This window comes from Psychrobacter sp. UBA3962 (genome assembly GCF_002385225.1).
Lineage (GTDB): Bacteria > Pseudomonadota > Gammaproteobacteria > Pseudomonadales > Moraxellaceae > Psychrobacter.
Window position 1 is genome coordinate 41103 of the sequence record NZ_DGDC01000045.1, and the last position, 19493, is coordinate 60595.

Consider the following 19493-nt stretch of genomic DNA (forward strand, 5'->3'; position numbering starts at 1 on the left):
CTTTTCTAGGTAAGAATTGTCTTAGAATTAACCGAAAAATAATTGCCCTAAAATTGGCCTAGAGTCGGTTCTAGATTTTTTTCGCTAATACTTTTTTCCAACTGTCTTCCAAACATTCGATGGCCAACCACGGATCTATAATCTCTTTGCTAATTTTTTGTTTGCTATTGGCCAGAGTCCAGAGCTGCTGTAAATTAGCAAAAGGATAGGGGCGGTGTACAAGATAGACAGGCAATCCATTTTGCATAATACCGTCTTTTACCACTTGATAATACCATCCTGAAATACCTTGGCTAGTAACCCATGAAGCAATGTTTCTGTTACTGGCAGTCGGCCCAATTTGATCATTGATTTTGTAGCAAGGTCTTCTTGGTTGAACTACCCTTAGTTGGACACAATCCTCTTCTGCTCCGAACTAGTAAATATCACCAATACAGACAGTGGCTTCAGTCATCTCCTCATAGCCGTCAACTGCAGTAGTGGTTAAATTTTCACCCAGTAAGCCTAAGTCTAACTTTAGATTAAACTCGGTATTCAGTTTATGGTAAGTGGCGCTACTCATTTGATGCACTGCCTTTAAATGGCCACCATGATGGCGCCTGTCAGCCTGCTCATCAGTGACTAAGCCTAAGTAATTCACTGCTACAGGCTCTGTAATTGGTGCTTTATTGATTGCACTTAATTGCTCACGGGTAAAGGGCATCGCTTTACCAGTCCGCACACACTCTAGAGTAGCTATGTGTAGCGGAGAAGTTAGTGACGGGCTGTCTATTTGTGAGGCTGAGAAGGATTGGGTCATAATAAATACTTCACTTTCACTAAGTTGTTGTGTTTTTACTATAACAAAATGTTGACTGCTTACTTTGACTATTTAATCAAAGCGCATAAAAAAACGCACTATTCAAAGTGCGTTTTTTTAACAATCTAGATTTTGGCCAGTTTATTAGAAGCGGTAACCCACACCTAAATAGGTAATATAAGGGTCGATATCGATATTAGATTTGGCCTCGATTAGCTGATTCCCTTCCTTGTTTTTCACAGTAATGGTGGTATCACTGTCTAGCTTGGCATAGCTAATTGAGCCCACAGCAAACCAGTTTTCATCAAAGTCATAAGTGGCACCAACGTTAATGATAGGCGCCCAAGCACTGTCAGCTTCTACCTTAACCTTCATGTCGGCAACACCGGCATCTTTATTATCGCGAATCTCTTCTTTAGTGCCTAACGCAGCACCAGCTTTATCGTTGTTAATTAGCTCCAATCGACCAGCTGCGATTTGTAAGTCTTGGCCAATGCCTTTATTAAGTTTAATATCATCAAAATAGGCGTACATCACACCAGCGCCCACATAAGGACGGAATTTATTTACTCCAGGCTTACCAAATTGATATTGCACTAAGGCAGCCGGTAGCCAAGCACGAGCAGTGGAAGCCACACCACCGCCACGGGTCATATCTGTGATTTGAATGTCATCTTTGATATCGAAGTCACCTAACCCTGCTCCTATACCAGTAGGGGTCACTGTACCCCTAAAAGGAGCAATCACTTCACCTTTACCTAAAATATCAACTTTAGGGGGAATACCAGCTTTAACTTCCACGCCCCAATGATCATCGACATAATAGGTAAATAGCATGCCTATAGTATCAACAGTATCTGATTCAAGTCCGGTACCTGGAGTAGCAAAATTACCTAATCCATTAATGACAGTTGATCCTGAAGCACCCAGTGTTCCTAAATCAGCATCATCACCTAAAATCCCTAATAAGCCATTAATTTCATTAACACGAGCTTCACCTTGAGCCGGGTCTATCACATCTTTTACAGCACCGGCGGTAACACTACCATTCTGAGATACTTTGCCATCACGAATTGCTGTAGTATTTTTGACAGGAGTAGCTTTACCTTGTGGTTCAGCATGTAACCAACCAGCAGAGATAGAGTAGCGTTTGAAACCATCATCGCCTGATTTGAAATAATCAAAGGCGGCAGTGGCAGATTGACTGAATAAGATAGGCGCTGCTACAGCACAGGCAATGGATAGGGTCTTTTTCATGATACATCCTTGTATAAAAGAAAATTACAATATTGGTGATAATCAAATAGATTAATAGGATACTTAAAGATAAGTACATTGGACAGGACAGGCTATGTCATAAAGGAGATTACGAGTAGAGGCCTTAAAAGATAAAGCGCAACCCTTATACAGCCAATACGTCGAACGTCCCTGTAGCTATCCTTTATTGATTGAAACAATTATTTATAGCAAAGTATTAACTTATTAATAAATGTTTCAATAATAGCTTCATTCTAGAAAACTTGAAGCACATAGTCAATCTACAAATCTAAAATAGCGGGTAAAACTACTTATAAAACAAATGCCTTATATACTTAAGCTTAGCAGCAACTACCGGTTGTAAGTTAGCCGTAGGCAGACGATAATTAATAAGTTTTTATGTGACAATAGCTTATAAACTCCATCAACCGATGATATAAACCACTAAATATATAGGTGAATCGCATGAGTGAGAGCTCTAATGTAGGTTTAGAAAATATCGAAAAAAAAGATTATGCTGAAGCGTTGCAAAAGCTAGAGGCCGTATTTGGCAGTCAATTGAGTACCAACTTAACCCTTCGTCAGCAGCACGCACATACTATGACTTGGCTAGAAAACCAGCCTGCCGATGCCGTGCTTGTGGCTCGTGATAAGCAAGACGTTGCCAAAGCAGTTGCCATCTGCAATGAATATCAAATGCCAGTGATTGCCTTTGGTATAGGCTCCTCCTTAGAGGGGCAACTGAACGCGCCTTACGGCGGCTTATGTATTGATATGAGCGAGATGAATGAGGTACTTCAGGTCAATAATGAAGACCTAACGGTAACGGTACAGCCTGGGGTTACCCGTGAGCAGCTAAACCACTACTTGCGTGATACTGGATTGTTTTTCCCGATTGATCCCGGTGCTAACGCGACTATCGGAGGTATGGTAGCGACTCGTGCTTCAGGCACCAATGCAGTGCGCTATGGCACCATGAAAGATGTGGTGTTGGCATTAGAAGTAGTCACAGCAGAAGGCAAAATCATCAAAACCGGCACCCGTGCCAAGAAATCAGCAGCAGGCTATGATTTAACCCGCTTAATGATCGGCTCAGAGGGCACTTTGGGTATTGTCACTGAAATCACTCTAAAATTGTTTGGCATCACAGAATGTGTGGGTAGTGGGATTTGTCATTTCCCTACGATTGAGGCGGCGTGTGAAGCCACGATGATGACCATTCAGATGTGTCTGCCCATTGCTCGTATTGAACTGCTAGATACCTTGCAGGTCAGAGCGTGTAACCAATACTCCAACCTTAATTTAAAAGAGATGCCCACCTTATTCGTCGAATTTCATGGCAGTGAAGCAGGGGTAGAGGAGCAAGCACAAATCTTTAGTGATATTGTTGAAGAGTGCGGCGGATCAGATTTTGCTTGGGATAGTAACGAAGAGGAGCGCAAGAAGTTATGGCACGCCAGACACAATGCTTATCCCGCCAGCTGCGCGCTACGTCCTGAAGCCAAAGCACTCTCTACGGATGCTTGTGTGCCGATCTCAAGACTGGCCGAATGTGTCAGCGAAACTGCCAAAGATATTGAGGCTTCGGGCATGATAGGGCCTATTGTCGGTCATGTGGGCGATGGTAACTTCCACGTATTATTGCTGGTAGATACCAATAACCCTGAGGAGGTGCAAACCGCAGAGGACTTGGTCGGTCGTCTAGCAAAACGTGCCATTGATATGGACGGTACTTGTACGGGGGAGCATGGTATTGGTCAAGGTAAACAAAAATACATGCAACATGAGCATGGCGAAGCAGTACTAGTGATGCAAGCCATTAAGCAAGCTTTAGACCCGAACAACATCTTAAACCCTGGTAAGATTTGGCCTGCCAAATTAGGGGCCTAAGCGCTTAAAGAGCTGAGTGGAATCGAAGCTAGCATAATGATATTGACATATTTAAGTCGTAGCATGAGTTATGCCCATATTTGATTGGCATAACTCTTAGCGTACTTATCTTGTGCAATATAGGATGGCCCCGTGTCCTCACTTAGTATTGTTGTTATTACCTTAAATGAAGCCGAGCGTATAGCTGGCCTGCTAGATGATTTGGTACAACAAACGCATCAAGACTTTGAGCTTATCGTCGTCGATTCAGACAGTGAAGATGAAACTTGTGCAATCGCGCACAGCTATGCCCCTCTTCTGCCTAGTCTACATGTCGAACGAATGCAACAAAGAGGGGTGTGTTTGGGCCGCAATACAGGTGCCAGTTTGGCTCAGCATCAGCGTCTCCTATTTTTGGATGCGGATGTGCGCTTGCCGCCAGATTTTATACAACAAGCACTGCGACAGCTTACTACTAGGCAGCTAGAGGTGGCTGGGGTTTATTTGTCCCCTAAGGGGCTGCCAAAACGTTATATCGTAGGCTATAAATTATTTAATATGGGCATAGGATTGACCCAGTATGTTTTTCCTACTGCGGTTGGTGCCTGCCTATTCTCCACCAAATCCATTCACAACGCGATTAATGGCTTTGATATCAGTGTCACCTTGTGTGAAGACTGTGATTACGTTAATAGAGCCAGTAGCCACACTAATTTTCGGATATTGCCGCTTGGGTTTACTTTTGACCCCAGACGACTGAAGCAAGATGGCATATTAAAAACGGGCAGTAAGTATTTATATGCCAATCTGCATCGGTTACTAATCGGTGAAATTCGCAATCAGAAAATACGCTACGATTTTGGTCACTATAAATCAAAATAAGTTTTAAATTGCTTTCAGCTTTTGCTGATAGAGAGCCGCATCAGAGGCCGAAAAGCAGCAGAAAATAACCTCTTCTATGATACCACCTAACTGTGTTGCCTTAGTTAAACTCTGTAGCACACTGTTAATAGCAATATCAGTAGCGTCATTAATAGGGTAGCCGTAGACGCCGGTGCTAATTGCCGGAAAGGCAATGCTGGTAACATTATGCTGCTGAGCCAGTTTTATACAATTGTGGTAGCAATTGGCCAGTAATTCCGCCTCGCCTCTACTTCCTCCATGCCACACTGGACCTACCGTATGAATAACGTACTTTGCCGGAAGATTAAAGCCGGGGCTTATTTTGGCCTCTCCGGTTGGGCAACCTTGCAGGGTACGACAATAGTTAAGCAACTCGGGTCCTGCCGCTCGGTGAATGGCCCCGTCGACACCGCCACCACCCAGTAAGGTGGAATTAGCAGCATTAACGATGGCATCTACCGCCAATGTCGTGATGTCGGCTTCGATTACTTTTAAAGTGACATTATGGGGCTTACCTTCGGCATCGGTTATTTGTAGCTGTTTTTGTATTAAGGGGTGCTTTAAACTAGACATGTAAATCTCCTTTATTACTCTGATAGTTATTATAATTTTAATCGATTGTCTTTATCGATTGCCTTTTATGTAGGATATGGTTATGCCTCAGTCTGCCACTACCGCTACCCCTGTGCGTGATTTTTTTAATAAATATTTTATTGACGCTTTCACCGGCATGGCCTTGGGTTTATTTGTAACTTTAATTGCAGGATTAATATTCTCCCAAGTGGGCTTAGCATTAGACATGCCATTGCTGATGGATTTGGGAAAACTGGCCTCAATATTAATGGGAGCAGGGATTGGCGTTGGCATTGCCTACTATCTCAAAGCACCAACCTTAGTGGTTTTTGCCTGCTTAGTAGCGGGCATGATGGGCGCCCACTCTGAAGCCTTAATGGCAGGCCACTTATTCACAGCCCAAACTGGCGCACCGCCAACGTTTTTGGCAGTACCCGGTAATCCCATCGGTGCCTATCTAGCCACTGTGTTTGCCTATCGTGCCGGTACTTGGGTTCAGGGCAAGACCAAACTGGATATTATTTTGGTACCTTGGGCAGTAGGCTTGGTGGCTCTGGCCGTATGTGCTTGGCTCAACCCACCTGTTGTTAGTTTGGTCAATAGTATTGGCACCGGCATTCAGATTGCCACTCAATTGCAGCCCTTTATGATGGGGGTAGTCATCTCTGTGGTGGTCGGCTTATTATTGACCATGCCTACCTCAAGTGCCGCCATCTGTATTGCTATTGGGCTTAATGGATTGGCAGGGGGCGCTGCAGTGGTTGGCTGTGCAGCGCATATGATTGGCTTTGCAGTAGCCAGCTATAAAGACAATGGCATGAGTGGGGTCATTGCTCAAGGCTTGGGCACCAGCATGCTACAAATTCCCAATATCTTTAAAAAGCCTATTATTTTATTACCGGTAGTCATTGCCAGTGCAATTGTTGGCCCTATTGCCACAGTGGGCTTTGGGCTGATGAGTACGGCCAGTGGTGCCGGCATGGGGACGGCGGGTTTTGTGGGCGTGTTTGGGGTGTTAGAGGCATCAGCAGGGGTACTAAGCCCTAGCCAAATTTGGTGGGCCATTGGGCTACTAATGTTTGTATTACCGGCAATTGTTGCGGGCGTGGTGGCTTGGTTAATGCGCCGTGCAGGCTGGATCAAAGACGGTGATATGAAATTGCCTTAATCAATACTACATGTTTAGTGGCTATTAGTTATTGGTTTGTGCTACTGAAACTTGTTACCATGCGCTAACTATTTTTTATTTATTTTTTTATTTGTTGTTTACGACTTAGGTGATTTTTCTATGGCAAAGAAGACAGTGGCAAAAAATGCGCTTCAGGATCAGTTATTAAAAGCAGGGCTGGTCGATACGAAAAAAGCGAAAAAGCTAACCAAACAAGCCCAACACGCCAAACGTACTGGCAATGCTGCCGATGCAGAAATCAAAAAATCTGTGGCTGAGGCTCAGGCTGAGAAGCTCAAAAGAGACCAAGAGCTAAACCAACAAAGACAGCAGGCTCTAGAAGAAAAAACTTTGAGAGCCAATATCGTGCAGATGATTAATCAGCATCAAATTACCGATACCAAAGGTGATATCGAGTACCGCTTCGTAGATGATTCTAAAATTAAGAAAATAAATATCACTCAGAAGCTGTTTGATCAAATAGTGGCTGGACACGTTAGTATTGCTCGATTGGAAGAAGGCTATGCTTTATTGCCAAGACCGTTAGCAGATCGTATTAATGAGAAGCTGGAAGGTTTTATTGTTGAGTCCAATGACAAGGCAGAAGATGAACCCGCTGAAGATGATCCGTATGCGGCCTATGTCATTCCAGATGACTTAATGTGGTAGTGCTAGGTGTGCCATTAATGTTGTAATCGTTGATAAATCCTTGTCTTTATTAGGGAAATGGCTTAGTAGTGGCTCACTAATAATAAATATTTAGCACAGTAACAATAATTAAGTAGTGCAATTTAATATTACAATCCAAATACAGTAGACGCTTGTTTTAAAAAGCCAGTTTGATACTATTAACTTAAGTCATTATTTAGCAGGTTCGCTATTGCTTAATCAGTGGTTTGTCGGGCTTTGAAGTCCTTGTTGACTACAGCGCTCGTTATACCGGATTACTGAGTGTTTTGACTAGTAATTCAGCTAAATAATAACTCTGGGTAGATTAATAAGTAGATGACTATGACTGCCCTGAAGTGTCAAAGGATAAGATTTTTTAATTATAAGTTTTCTATAATAAACAAAAAAGGAGTCAATCATGGCTAAGCCTGATATTAAAGAGTTAAAACAAGAGCTGAAGAAAGACATCAAAAAAGCCAAAAAGAAAGTAGATAAAAAGGTCAAAGAGCTAGACAAGCTAAAAGACCAAAAAAAGAAAGAAAAAGCTAAGAAAGACAAAAAAGAAAAGAAAGCTAAAAAGAAATAAGCGCAGTTAATGGCTTATGAAAAAAAGAGGAGGGCGAAAGCTGTCCTCTTTTTTTGTTATAGACTTTTTATTAGAAACCTTTTCCCTGTAGATAAAGTAAGGTTTCAATTTAACGGCCAAAGCGTAGCCATTTATCGGCAATGCGTTGGTATTTTAGCATCACAATATCCGTCAGGTAGTTGTTGGTAACATACCAAGGATAGCGATCTCCTTGCTTGGGCAACACATTTTTAGCACGGCTTATATAGCCTGCGGTTAGTGACCCCATAACCGTATCTGCTTGGGTGATGGCTTTGTCGCCATCGGTAGCAATAGAGCTGGGTAGCACAGTATTGTGTCCATTTTGCTGCATATGGCGCAACAAGCGGACAATATAGTCACAAGCCAAATCAATCTTTAGGGTCCACGAAGCGTTGGTATAACCAAAAAGTACTGCCAAATTAGGAACCTCTTCTACCATCACCGCCTTATAAGTCATACGTTGGTCTACGGTGATTACCTCTCCATCAACCAGCACTTGCGCGCCGCCCAGCATTTGTAGCTTGAGACCGGTAGCAGTAATAATAATATCTGCTTCTAAATGACGACCTGAAGTGAGCGCAATACCGGTTGGCGTCAGACTTTCTATGGTATCGGTGACAATATCAGCCTTATCTGTCTTTAACGCCTTAAATAAATCCCCATCAGGCACAGCACAAAGTCTTTCATCCCAAGGATCATAGTGGGGCTTAAAATGCTCGATAGGCACATCACTGCCCTTAAGCTCATTTTTGACCCGTGTCACCAAGCTTTTTTTCATCATGTTAGGTGCTATTTTTGAAAAGCGATATAAGCCTTGTTGAAGAAGAATATTTCTCCAACGTACTAAGCCATAAGCGGTCTGTGTGCTTAGATGAAAGCGGCTTGTCAGCGTCTTTAAGCTGTCATCTTCACTAGGGATACTGCCGATATAAGTAGGCGAGCGTTGTAGCATGGTGACATGGGCTGCCCTTTGGGTTTCATGCTCTGGGCTAGGGCTTAGCGGCTGTATTAAAGCGGGCACTAGGGTTACTGCCGTTGCGCCACTACCAATCACCACCACACGTTTGTTGTCGTAATCAATGTTATCGTGCCACTGCTGAGGATGAATCAGCTGGCCTTTGAATTGCTGCTGACCGTTAAATTCAGGTTGGTAGCCTTGCTCGAAATCATAGTAACCCGTTGCGCCTACTACAAAGCGGCTAGTGACGGTTCGAGTTTTACCTGTATCAACCTCTTTTAAAGTGGCGGTCCAGTATTTGTCTGAGCTGGACCATTCAATCTTAGTAACTTCGGTATTAAATTCAATTAAGGGCTCAATGGCAGCCTCTTTTGCGGCCTCTTCAATATAGGCTTTAATGGAAGCGGCATCTGCCAAAGTCTTTTTTCCCATCCAAGGACGATGTGCAAAGCCAAAAGTGGTCATGTCCGAGTCGGAGCGTATGCCAGGGTATTTAAACAAATCCCAAGTGCCCCCGATGGCCGTGCGTTTCTCAACTAGCCCAACACGTCCTTTTTTCAGCCACTTTGACAGCCACTTATCTTGGCTTAGATGAGTGGCCATAGCTATACCAGAGATGCCTGCGCCAATAATCAATACTTCAAGTTGTGGCTCTTTTTTACGAAAGGGTAGACTGGGTATCAGTCGGCGCATTGTGGCCGTGGCTCTTCTGGGTAGATTTGGTAAGGGAGGCAGCTGGGGTAATTTATCCACCAAAGCTATAGTTGGCGTTATAGCTGGCTGATTTGAGTGACTAGAGGGTTCGGGGGCTAAACGAGGGGTCGCTGTCTTTTGCTTACAGAGCATACGCATGAGTCATCCTTGAACTAAGATTTATTATCGCTTTACTAGACGGGTTATAATTTTCAATGAAACCAGTTTAATCTGTCTATTAACATTATGGAGGGAAACTTAAGCTTTAGCCAGCTTTGTAATAGATAAGTCTAAAGACAGATAAGTTCCCAATAAAATCACGATTGAGCCCACAATGGCAAAAATATCCAACGACTCACCAAGCAGAATATAGCCAAAAATAATGGCAAAAATTGGAATCACCAAGGTGATGCTGGTGGCGCGAACTGGACCAATGCTTTTGATTAACTGGTTCATAAATATTAGCGCGATGGCCGTGGACAAAATGCCAATACAAATCACTGAACCCCAAGCTTTTATACTGATCGATTTCCCGTAAGGAAAGCTGTAGAGGGCAATAGGCAACATGACGATACTGGCAATAATCAGAGTGCCTGAAGTAATCGCAATGGGGGAGATGTGCTCTAAATAATTACGAGTTATATTGGCGCCAGCGGCATAGCCAATACAAGCAAAAAGGGCAAATCCCATGGGCCACAGCTGGGTATGTAGATTATTTTGTGCGTCACTGCCGAACATTGAAAATAGGGTTTCACTCATCAAAATGATAACCCCTACCACACCGATGGCCAGTCCTAGCAGTTGTTTTTTGGACATTTTGTCATTAAAAAACAAGCTGGCCATTACCCCGCTCATCATCGGCACAGAAGCATTTAATACCGCAAGTACCCCAGCATTAACTGACTTGGCGGCGAAACCAAATAAGACAAACGGAATGGCAGTAGAACATAACCCCACTATCGCCATCAGCTTCCACTGAGCAACGATGCCTTGGCGGTTTTTTGGATTGAGTAATACGAAGATAAGCATGGTCAACCCAGCCAGCTCCAAGCGGATAGAAGCAAAGGCTAGTGAGCCAAACTCGGGTACCCCAATTCGATAGAAAATAAAGGACAACGACCACATAAAGGCAAGAATAAAGAAGGTTATGAGATCGCGTTTACTCACAAATAAGTCCCATCCATAGATAGCTGGTTTAAACAGCTGTATAAGATAATAGAAAATCCCGCTATTATAAGATGAGTGGGAATATTTGGGGGAGATGATTAACAAAATAGAGATAAATTAAATATTTGTATTATGGCCAAATGTATCCCCATAAAATATGCACACCGCTACATCGCGCTAACTTTAGACATTGGTATATTTGCTTGCCTCTGGCATCCAGCGGTGAATTAATTGGGTCACCTCAGCTTTGCGTGAGTCATCATTGATCAAGCGCTTTGCCAAGTGGCTGGCAATCATCAGTAAGTTCTCATCACGACTTAAATCCGACACATAATAGCCGACATTACCAGTTTGACGTTTGCCTAATAATTCACCTGGACCACGCAGCTGTAAGTCTTTTTGAGCAATCACAAAGCCATCGTTGCTGTCACGCAGTACATTGAGGCGCTCAATGCCTGTTTCAGACAAAGGGGTTTGATATAGCAGCACACAGAAGCTTTTGGTCGAGCCGCGACCGACACGGCCACGTAGCTGGTGCAGCTGTGATAAGCCCAGACGCTCCGCATTCTCAATAACCATCAACGAAGCGTTTGGCACATCCACTCCGACCTCAATTACCGTAGTGGCCACCAATAAATCCAAGTCACCATTTTTGAAAGCGGCCATGACCGCTTGTTTTTCTGCGCCTTTCATCTTGCCATGCACCATCCCAATGCGAATATCTAAGCGCTTACTTAAATCAGCATAAGTAGCTTCAGCAGCCTGGGCATTTAAAGTGCTAGAGTCATCGACCAGCGGGCAGACCCAGTAAGCCTGCTTGCCTTCTTTGCAGTTGGCAGCAATCCGCTCAATTACCTCATCGCGGCGGGCACGGTCAATGGTTACCGTGGTAATCGGCGTACGCCCTGGGGGCAATTCATCAATAATAGAAGTATCCATATCGCCATAAGCACTCATCGCAAGCGTACGCGGAATGGGGGTGGCAGTCATAATTAATTGGTGCGGGGTACTGTCGGCAACGCCTTTGTCAGTTAACGCCATGCGCTGCTCAACGCCAAAGCGGTGTTGCTCATCAATAATAGCCAGCCCCAGCTTGGCAAAGACTACAGACTCTTGAAATAGGGCATGAGTGCCGACCACAACCTGCACTTCATTTTCCGCCACTTGTGCTAAGGCTTCACGGCGTTGTTTGGCGGTTTGCTTACCGGCCAGCCAGCCCACACCGATACCTAAGGGCTCAAACCAAGCTTTAAAGTTAATCAAATGTTGCTCAGCTAAGATTTCAGTCGGTGCCATGACCGCTACTTGCCAGCCGCTATCTAGTGCGTAACAAGCGGCTAAGGCAGCTACCAAGGTTTTACCTGCTCCCACATCACCTTGTACCAAACGTAGCATCGGAATAGAGGTGGCCATGTCACTGGTAATCTCATTGACCACTCGGTTTTGGGCAGCGGTCAAACTAAACGGTAAGTTGGCCAGTAATTTATCGGCTAGAGGGCTTTTTTTATCACACTTAGGCGCTTTGTGCTGATGTAACTGTTTACGGCGATAAAGCATGCTCAATTGATGCGCCGTCAGCTCTTCAATAATCAGGCGCTGACAGGCGGGGTGAGTACGTTCTTTTAGCTGTTGTAACTGCGCCACTTGCAGCATTATATCGGTGTGCATTGGCGGCGTATGGATTAAGGTTAATGCTTCAAATAAAGTCAGATTTTGCCAACTGGGAGCTGAGGAGTTGGTAGTGATATTAACGGCTTGTTGAGTAGGGGTTGTTACAGGTAAGCCATAAGTATTTTTTGGTAACGGAGCGGGCAAATGATTGACCGCCTCCCAGTCGCAGCTATTAAAGACAGTAAGCGGTAGCCCTTGTTGATACACGGTTTGCAAAGCCAATTTAAGCAGGGTGCGTAGTTTGTTTTGATGTAAACCCTTTACCGTGGGATAAATAGGTTGCAGTCCAGTATTAACCACAGGCGCACTAGGCGCCACCACATTATATTCAGGGTGTGCCATTTGAACGCCATAGCGACTTATTTTGACCTCACCAAACACTCTTAAGCGGGTGCCTAGGGTCATGGTCTGCGCCAATCCTGCATACACTTTAAAAAAGCGTAGCTGTAAGGCGCCGGTAGCATCTTCTATCACCACGGTCATACCACTACGTTTGTTATCCACGTAAGTTACTTGTCCTTCAACCAAAGCGGATTGACCATCTTGCAAGTCGTTAATATTAATCAAGCGACTTCGATCTTCATAATCTCGAGGCAGATGCAGCAGCAAATCAAATAAGCGCTGAATCCCTAACTGCTCAAGCTGTCCTTCAATCTTGCTGCCAACACCTGCCAGCACATGGACGGGCAGGTCCACAGCAGTTTGGGCTATATTGGCAGAAGCCTGTGAAGAGGGGTTTAAGGAAGTTGGCATAGCGAGTCTCTTGATTGGCTGAATGTAAGAGGGGTTTATTATAGTAGCGGCTGTTTCACCGGATCATTAGAGCTTATTATATATCCTGTATATGGCCTAAGATTTTTTTGGCCCAGACTGTTATCATACGCATATTATTGGCTTTATAAATAGTGGTTTTGATAACGCTGTTTTTATTAAGCCTATCTTAGATAAATAAATCTCTCAGTTTAGCCATTCATTGCCCTAAAGATACCAGTTACCGGAGCGGTCATGCGAGCCTCAACCCAACATGTGCAAGACAGATTAAATCAACCTTATGAACACCAGAGTACCTCACAGTTGCCTATTGGGACTGCGGTGATTGTGGCGTGGTTGGCTGGGGCGATGTTCATGCTGTCGCTAGCCCCCTATGGTTACTGGATTATTGCGCTGATTTCTCCAGCTTTATTATATGCTCTGTTATTGGGGCCGATGAGCAACAAGCGGGCTTTTATTATCGGCGAAGCTTATGGTATGGGGCTTTGGTGTGTGGGCGCTTTTTGGCTGTATACCTCAATCCATGATTATGGAGACATTCCGGCACCTTTGGCGCTTTTGGCCATTGCGGTTATGGGGCTGGGCATGGGGTTATTCCATGGTTTTCTAGCCTTAATCTTCAACCGCTTTGTCGGTAAGCAGCCGTTGGCATTTGCTGCCTTATGGGTGCTTCAAGAATGGCTGAAGACTTGGTTGTTTACCGGTTTCCCCTGGCTTTTTGTGGGTTATGCTTTCACTGAGCAGTACTGGCTGTCTTCATTAGCGCCAGTGGCTGGGGTGTTTGCGGTGTCTTTTGTGGCCGTTTTATTGTCTGCCAGTTTGGTCGATGCGTTTCGTAAGCGGGCCGGTTATTTAGTGGTGACAGCGCTGTTTATCGCAGTGAGTATTGGGCTGTGGCTGGGCAATCCAGCGTGGACTCAGCCCAAGCCCAATACTGAAAATCTAAAAGTATCTTTGATACAGGGTAATATTCCGCAAGACCTTAAATGGCTGACCGATTACCGTTATAAAACGCTTGAGATATACGCCACCCTAAGCAGTACCGAGTGGGATCAAGATATGGTCATTTGGCCCGAGTCTTCTATCCCTATGTTCCAAACGGAAGCTTGGCCTTTTATCACTGAAGTGGTGAAGGTAGCCAAACAAACAGACACCACTTGGGTTACCGGTATTCCTTATAAAGATGAAGCTGCGTATCAGCAGGAGACCGACAAATACGCGCCATTTTATAACAGTGTTATCGCACTAGGGGCACAAGCAGATGGGCTTTATAAAAAACAAAATCTGGTACCTTTTGGGGAATATATTCCGTTTCAAGGGGCTCTAGATCTGTTTCCTAACTTGGCGGGCAGTCAAGACATTATGAGTTATAGCCGGGGTCCTGCCAATCAGTCACCACTTCAAGTGCGTGGTCATAATTTAGGCTCGGCAGTGTGTTACGAAGTGGCTTATCCTGATACCACACGCCGCAATGCGCAGAATACTGATTTCTTATTAACCATCTCTAATGATGCTTGGTTTGGCACCTCAGCAGGGCCTCTACAGCATTTACAAATGGTACAGATGCGCTCTTTAGAGACAGGTCGTTGGTTTATGCGTGCTACCAACACTGGGGTGACTGCCATTATTGATCACACCGGTAAGATTGTGGCCCGAGCCCCGCAGTTTGAACGCACGGTGCTGCGTGGTGAGGTGCAATCACGCACAGGTATGACGCCTTATGTTCGTTTTGGCAATCTGCCTATTTTATTATTAATAGGTCTGATGCTAGTGTTAAGCTACTTGGGTAAACGTTCCTTTAAGCGCTAAATTTAAGCGAAAAATAACAGCAACTTTAGGGTTGATTGATAAAAATGTACTATTAATCCACAAATTGGACAGGGCGTTTTCACAAAAGGTAGCAAATTGCGATATAATAGCAAGATATGTGATCGGTTCTGACTGTGATATAGTGCTGAAGTGTGGTCATTAGGCGCAACGTAGACAAACTACCACATGAATTAAATACTACATGGCAGAGGAACCCCTCTTCTTAAACCTTTATCAAATTATACAGATAGGTGACCTATGGCAGATGCAAGCCAAAATAAACCAAAAAAAGAATTTGCCTACGCTTTGGTAGGGACTGCTGCATTTTTGGCTATCGTACTTCTTATTGGTATTTCAGCCTTTTTACGCCCTGCAGACAAACATGTGGCGCCTAAAGCTGCTGTAGAAGAAACCACTGAGGAAGCGGCGGTTGCTGAAGAGGCAACGGCACAGCCTGAAACAGAAGCGACAGCTACTGAAGCTGCCCCAGCGGCAGAAGCTGTTGACACCCCTGCAGCTGAAGCTACAGCAACTACGGAAGCAGAGGCTGATACTGCAGCTGAAGCGACAGCAGAAGCCACAGACGCACAGCCTGCAACCCAAGAAGCTGCTCCAGCAGAAGCAGAAGCGACTGCAGAGGCCACTGAAACAGCTCAGTAATTAACAGTCTTGAGAGTTTAAAGCCCGTTAAAACAGGCTAAAACCCGCTTTATCTATATGATAGAGCGGGTTTTTTTAATATAACGTCACTAATTTTTCTTTACCCTCTGCTGCGCTCATGAAACAATACTTCGTTTTATAAAATATCAGACTATTACTCCGAAATTTTTGAAATGACTCTAACATAACTGCTAGCTGTAGAGACTGCTATATAAAGATAGACTGAGTTCACTGTACAGTTGAGAGTGGTGTGTTTAACTGTTATACAACCAAGGAATTAAGACTATGAGTAATGCAGACTCAAATCGGACAGGACCTTCTGCTGAGGCACAAGCTCTAGACAATGGCTTTATGGGCCACCCTCAGCCGTTACGATCTTTATTTTTTACCGAAATGTGGGAACGCTTTTCGTACTATAGTATCCGCCCGCTATTGGTGCTATTTATGGTGGCCTCCATAAGTAATGGAGGTTTTGGTTTTGATGATGCCACCGCCTCTGCCATTTATGGTATTTTTGCTGGCACCTTGTATCTAGCAGCGGTGCCAGGGGGTTGGTTGGCCGATAACTGGCTAGGTCAAGAGCGTGCTTTGTGGTGGGGCAGTATTATTATTGCCTTAGGTCACTTATTTATCGCGCTTTCCGCCTTATTTGGCATGTCGATGTTTTTCATTGGTCTGGTGTGTATTGTTCTAGGCTCAGGATTATTTAAGACTTGTATTTCGGTCATGGTAGGCGCGTTATACCCTAAAGGGGACGCCCGCCGTGATGGCGGTTTTACCCTATTTTATATGGGGATTAACATTGGAGCTTTGTTGGCCGCCCTTATCGTGGGGCTATTCCAAGAAAGACAAATGTGGCATGTGGGCTTTGGCGTAGGCGGTTTAGGGATGCTGGTATCGCTACTGGTCTATCGCTTTGCTGCCCGAAAGAACCTAAAACGATTTGCTAAAGCTCAAGGCATTATCCCCGAGTGGGAAGTGGCCAACGATCAGTATCAGCATATCGGACGTTGGGTAGGGGTATTCTTAGCAGCTCTGATTGCGCTAATTGTACTGATTGCCACAGGGATTATGCCCTTCAATCCGAGTATGGTTGCTGAGTATATGACCTATATCATCGCTGGTATGGTGTTGTTGTATTTCGCTTATATGTTTATCTCTCCTAAGCTGGATAAAACCGATAAGCTGCGCCTACTGATCTGTTTCATTTTAATTATTGGTTCAACTTTATTCTGGTCAAGCTTTGAGCAGCAACCGACTTCATTTAACTTATTCGCGGACCGTTATACCGACCTAAATGTGTTTGGATTTGACATTCCAAGCATCTGGTTCCAGTCATTAAACCCTATCTTTATCTTGATGTTGGCACCGATTGTCAGTGTGATTTGGGTGTGGTTAGGCAAGCGTAATCTTGAGCCAAATAGTATGGCCAAGTTCTCATTGGGTATGTTATTGGCCGCTGCAGGCTTCGGTCTAATGATTATGGCCTCTAAGTTGGTGGTTGCCAATCCGGATACCTTGGTATCGCCTTTATGGCTAACCGGTAGTCTGTTACTATTGACGCTAGGGGAGCTGGCTTTAAGCCCAGTGGGATTGTCCTCTATGACCAAACTTGCCCCCAAAGGCATGCAGGGTCAAATGATGGGATTATTCTTTACCTCATTGGCCATGGGTAACTTGGTAGCGGCCTTCTTCGGCGGCCATGTTTCAGCCGATACCATTGAAGGCTTACCCAGCTTATTTACCACTATGACTATTTTCTTGGTGGTGACTGCACTGATTTTATTGGCATTATCAAAGCCAGTGAGAGCCATGTTAGATCGCAGTGAAGCTGAGGATGAGCATCGCAATACTGTTTAAACAAGCTGTAGATTTATGACGTTTCTTTAAGTGACTTACTAACTGAAAACGGTTGTAAACCTCAAACGTGTTACCATAATTGCATTGGTAGCACGTTTTTTTGTATTTGAAATTGGCAAAAAAGACACAATAAAAAATAAACCATTAATTCAGAGGAATATTATGAGCAAGTCTGTAATCCAAGAGCGTATCAGTCAATTACGCCAAGTTCTAAAAAATAATGATATCAGTGCCCTTATCATTCCATCAGCTGACCCTCATTTATCGGAGTACTTACCTGAGTACTGGCAAGGCCGTCAATGGTTGTCTGGCTTTACCGGTTCAGTGGGCACCTTGGTTGTGACTCATGATTTCGCAGGTCTTTGGGCTGATAGTCGCTATTGGGTACAAGCCGCTGCTCAATTAGAAGATACCGGTATTACGCTGCAAAAACTACAGCCAGGCTCGCCCAATCATGCTCAGTGGTTGGCAGAGAATCTAGACGCTGGCGACAGTGTGGCCATCGATGGCAACGTGTTGTCACTGGCTGAACAAGACCGCTTATTAGACGCTTTCGATGAAGTGGCAGACAGTGAAGAAGACGGTATACGTCTAATTACTGAGCTGGATTTATTGGGCGAGATTTGGCAAGACCGCCCTGCGCTGCCTATGGCTCAGCTGTATGCTCATGACGCCCAGTTTGTGTCACAATCTGCTGCAGAAAAATTGGCTGAAGTGAGGGCCCAGATGCAACAAATTGGGGCCACCCATCATCTTATTTCAAGCCTAGATGATCTAGCCTGGTTGACCAACCTACGCGGTAGTGATGTGGACTACAACCCAGTATTCCTAGCCCACATGATTATCACCGCTGACAAAGCGACGCTATATATCGACAGCGCTAAAGTGTGCGAAGATATTGCTAAGTTATTGGATGAAGCCGGCATTAGTGTGGCGGATTATGATCAGGTTCAAGGTGCGTTAAGTGAATTGACTCCTGAGGATTTACTGCTACTAGATCCTAATAAAGTGGCGGTCGGTACCCTAAATGACTTGGGCGATGACATTGCCATGATTGAGCAAATTGCCCCGAGCAGTCTGCTCAAATCCGTTAAATCAAAAGAGGACATCGAGCATGTACGGGAAGCGATGCGTCAAGATGGCGCCGCACTGTGCGAGTTCTTTAGTGAGTTTGAAGCGCGCTTAAATAAAGGCGAGCGCTTAAGTGAGCTAGATGTAGACAGCATGTTGATTGACGTGCGTAGTAAGCAGCCCCATTATGTATCACCCAGCTTCCCAACCATTGCTGGCTTTAACGCAAATGGTGCTCTACCACATTATCGTGCCACTGAAGACAAGTTTAGCTACCTTGAGGGCGATGGTTTATTATTAATTGACTCTGGTGCTCAGTATCAAAACGGCACCACTGATATTACCCGTGTGGTGGGTATTGGTAAGGTTAATGAAGGCCAAAAACGTGACTTCAGCCTGGTGTTAAAAGCACATATTGCGTTAGCCAAAGCTTGTTTCCCAGATGGTATAGCCTCACCGCTCATTGATGCGATTTGCCGGGCGCCTTTATGGCAAGCTCAGATGGACTATGGTCATGGTACGGGTCATGGTGTGGGCTACTTCTTAAACGTGCATGAAGGCCCACAGGTGATTGCTTACAGTGCTACCACCCCGCCAGAGCGCGCGATGAAAGTAGGTATGATTAGCAGTAATGAGCCTGGCTTATACCGTGAGGGTCGCTGGGGGGTTCGTATCGAGAACCTAGTCATCAACCAGCCAGTACCAACGCCACAAGAGACAGAGTTCGGTCATTATCTAAACTTTGAAACCGTCACTTTGTGTCCGATTGATACTCGCTTGGTGAACCCAAGCCTATTGACTCAAGATGAGATTGACTGGTTAAACGACTATCACAGTCATGTTTATAATGAGTTAAAAGGCCGTGTTGAAGGCGAAGCTTTAGAGTGGCTAACCGAGCGTACTAAAGCTATTTAGTAGTAAGTTAAGCCTTTCCTTAATAGATTGACTGTATTTAAAAAGCCGCCCAAATGAACTGAACCCCATAAGT

The 19493-nt window shown here is 44.6% G+C and carries 14 protein-coding genes and 1 pseudogene; 9 read left to right on the forward strand and 6 right to left on the reverse strand.

Going from position 1 to position 19493, the window contains the following annotated elements; all coding sequences use genetic code 11:
* Positions 1 to 70 precede the first annotated feature (70 nt).
* Both B3S92_RS10760 and B3S92_RS10765 read right to left on the reverse strand, forming a co-directional pair.
* A pseudogene (locus B3S92_RS10760) lies at positions 71 to 799 on the reverse strand (MOSC domain-containing protein).
* A gap of 144 nt (positions 800 to 943) precedes the next feature.
* Positions 944 to 2056: an OmpW/AlkL family protein gene (locus tag B3S92_RS10765; RefSeq protein ID WP_296205921.1), complete on the reverse strand. Its 1113-nt coding sequence runs from the start codon at positions 2054 to 2056 to the stop codon at positions 944 to 946.
* A gap of 465 nt (positions 2057 to 2521) precedes the next feature.
* Between B3S92_RS10765 and B3S92_RS10770 the strand changes: the two genes are divergently transcribed.
* Together B3S92_RS10770 and B3S92_RS10775 are read left to right on the forward strand one after the other, a co-directional pair.
* The gene (locus tag B3S92_RS10770; RefSeq protein ID WP_296205922.1) at positions 2522 to 3946 is read left to right on the forward strand and encodes an FAD-binding oxidoreductase; all 1425 of its coding nucleotides are present in this window, start codon (positions 2522 to 2524) and stop codon (positions 3944 to 3946) included.
* Positions 3947 to 4078: 132 nt separating this feature from the next.
* Entirely contained in the window at positions 4079 to 4807 is a 729-nt protein-coding gene (locus B3S92_RS10775) for a glycosyltransferase (RefSeq protein WP_296205924.1), read from the forward strand.
* A 3-nt stretch (positions 4808 to 4810) separates the two neighbouring features.
* Here B3S92_RS10775 and B3S92_RS10780 read toward each other — a convergent pair whose 3' ends face one another.
* Entirely contained in the window at positions 4811 to 5401 is a 591-nt protein-coding gene (locus tag B3S92_RS10780; protein WP_296205925.1) for an O-acetyl-ADP-ribose deacetylase, read from the reverse strand.
* A gap of 82 nt (positions 5402 to 5483) precedes the next feature.
* Between B3S92_RS10780 and B3S92_RS10785 the strand changes: the two genes are divergently transcribed.
* From B3S92_RS10785 to B3S92_RS10795, 3 genes are all read left to right on the forward strand, one after another.
* A complete protein-coding gene (locus B3S92_RS10785) occupies positions 5484 to 6569 on the forward strand; it encodes a PTS transporter subunit IIC (protein WP_296205928.1) in 1086 nt (361 codons plus the stop codon).
* A gap of 135 nt (positions 6570 to 6704) precedes the next feature.
* Positions 6705 to 7238, forward strand: a complete 534-nt coding sequence (locus B3S92_RS10790) for a DUF2058 domain-containing protein (protein WP_296205952.1) — start codon at positions 6705 to 6707, stop codon at positions 7236 to 7238.
* A 418-nt stretch (positions 7239 to 7656) separates the two neighbouring features.
* A complete protein-coding gene (locus B3S92_RS10795; RefSeq protein WP_167366857.1) occupies positions 7657 to 7824 on the forward strand; it encodes a hypothetical protein in 168 nt (55 codons plus the stop codon).
* 109 nt (positions 7825 to 7933) lie between these two features.
* Here the strand turns inward: B3S92_RS10795 and B3S92_RS10800 are convergent, their stop codons facing one another.
* The 3 genes from B3S92_RS10800 to recG form a co-directional block, all read right to left on the reverse strand.
* A complete protein-coding gene (locus B3S92_RS10800; protein ID WP_296205933.1) occupies positions 7934 to 9655 on the reverse strand; it encodes a flavin-containing monooxygenase in 1722 nt (573 codons plus the stop codon).
* A 99-nt stretch (positions 9656 to 9754) separates the two neighbouring features.
* Entirely contained in the window at positions 9755 to 10663 is a 909-nt protein-coding gene (locus B3S92_RS10805; protein ID WP_296205937.1) for a DMT family transporter, read from the reverse strand.
* 183 nt (positions 10664 to 10846) lie between these two features.
* The gene (gene recG, locus B3S92_RS10810) at positions 10847 to 13087 is read right to left on the reverse strand and encodes an ATP-dependent DNA helicase RecG (RefSeq protein ID WP_296205939.1); all 2241 of its coding nucleotides are present in this window, start codon (positions 13085 to 13087) and stop codon (positions 10847 to 10849) included.
* Between the two features lie 252 nt (positions 13088 to 13339).
* Between recG and lnt the strand changes: the two genes are divergently transcribed.
* The 4 genes from lnt to B3S92_RS10830 all read left to right on the forward strand — a co-directional run bounded on the left by lnt (position 13340) and on the right by B3S92_RS10830 (position 19420).
* The gene (gene lnt, locus B3S92_RS10815; protein ID WP_296205942.1) at positions 13340 to 14914 is read left to right on the forward strand and encodes an apolipoprotein N-acyltransferase; all 1575 of its coding nucleotides are present in this window, start codon (positions 13340 to 13342) and stop codon (positions 14912 to 14914) included.
* Positions 14915 to 15172: 258 nt separating this feature from the next.
* Positions 15173 to 15574 carry a hypothetical protein gene (locus B3S92_RS10820; protein WP_296205943.1) on the forward strand — a complete coding sequence of 134 codons (402 nt, stop codon included), beginning with the start codon at positions 15173 to 15175 and terminating at the stop codon, positions 15572 to 15574.
* A gap of 285 nt (positions 15575 to 15859) precedes the next feature.
* Positions 15860 to 17434, forward strand: coding sequence for a peptide MFS transporter (locus B3S92_RS10825; RefSeq protein ID WP_296205945.1), 1575 nt, complete (start codon positions 15860 to 15862; stop codon positions 17432 to 17434).
* Between the two features lie 162 nt (positions 17435 to 17596).
* Entirely contained in the window at positions 17597 to 19420 is a 1824-nt protein-coding gene (locus B3S92_RS10830; protein ID WP_296205947.1) for an aminopeptidase P family protein, read from the forward strand.
* The last annotated feature ends 73 nt before the right edge of the window (positions 19421 to 19493 follow it).

Coding starts and splice junctions, on each gene's coding strand:
- B3S92_RS10780 (WP_296205925.1), bottom strand. CDS start 5,401: ATGTCTAGTTTAAAGCACCCCTTAATACAAAAACAGCTACAAATAACC.
- recG (WP_296205939.1), bottom strand. CDS start 13,087: ATGCCAACTTCCTTAAACCCCTCTTCACAGGCTTCTGCCAATATAGCC.
- B3S92_RS10785 (WP_296205928.1), top strand. CDS start 5,484: ATGCCTCAGTCTGCCACTACCGCTACCCCTGTGCGTGATTTTTTTAAT.
- B3S92_RS10795 (WP_167366857.1), top strand. CDS start 7,657: ATGGCTAAGCCTGATATTAAAGAGTTAAAACAAGAGCTGAAGAAAGAC.
- B3S92_RS10770 (WP_296205922.1), top strand. CDS start 2,522: ATGAGTGAGAGCTCTAATGTAGGTTTAGAAAATATCGAAAAAAAAGAT.
- B3S92_RS10765 (WP_296205921.1), bottom strand. CDS start 2,056: ATGAAAAAGACCCTATCCATTGCCTGTGCTGTAGCAGCGCCTATCTTA.
- B3S92_RS10800 (WP_296205933.1), bottom strand. CDS start 9,655: ATGCGTATGCTCTGTAAGCAAAAGACAGCGACCCCTCGTTTAGCCCCC.
- B3S92_RS10825 (WP_296205945.1), top strand. CDS start 15,860: ATGAGTAATGCAGACTCAAATCGGACAGGACCTTCTGCTGAGGCACAA.
- B3S92_RS10830 (WP_296205947.1), top strand. CDS start 17,597: ATGAGCAAGTCTGTAATCCAAGAGCGTATCAGTCAATTACGCCAAGTT.
- B3S92_RS10820 (WP_296205943.1), top strand. CDS start 15,173: ATGGCAGATGCAAGCCAAAATAAACCAAAAAAAGAATTTGCCTACGCT.
- lnt (WP_296205942.1), top strand. CDS start 13,340: ATGCGAGCCTCAACCCAACATGTGCAAGACAGATTAAATCAACCTTAT.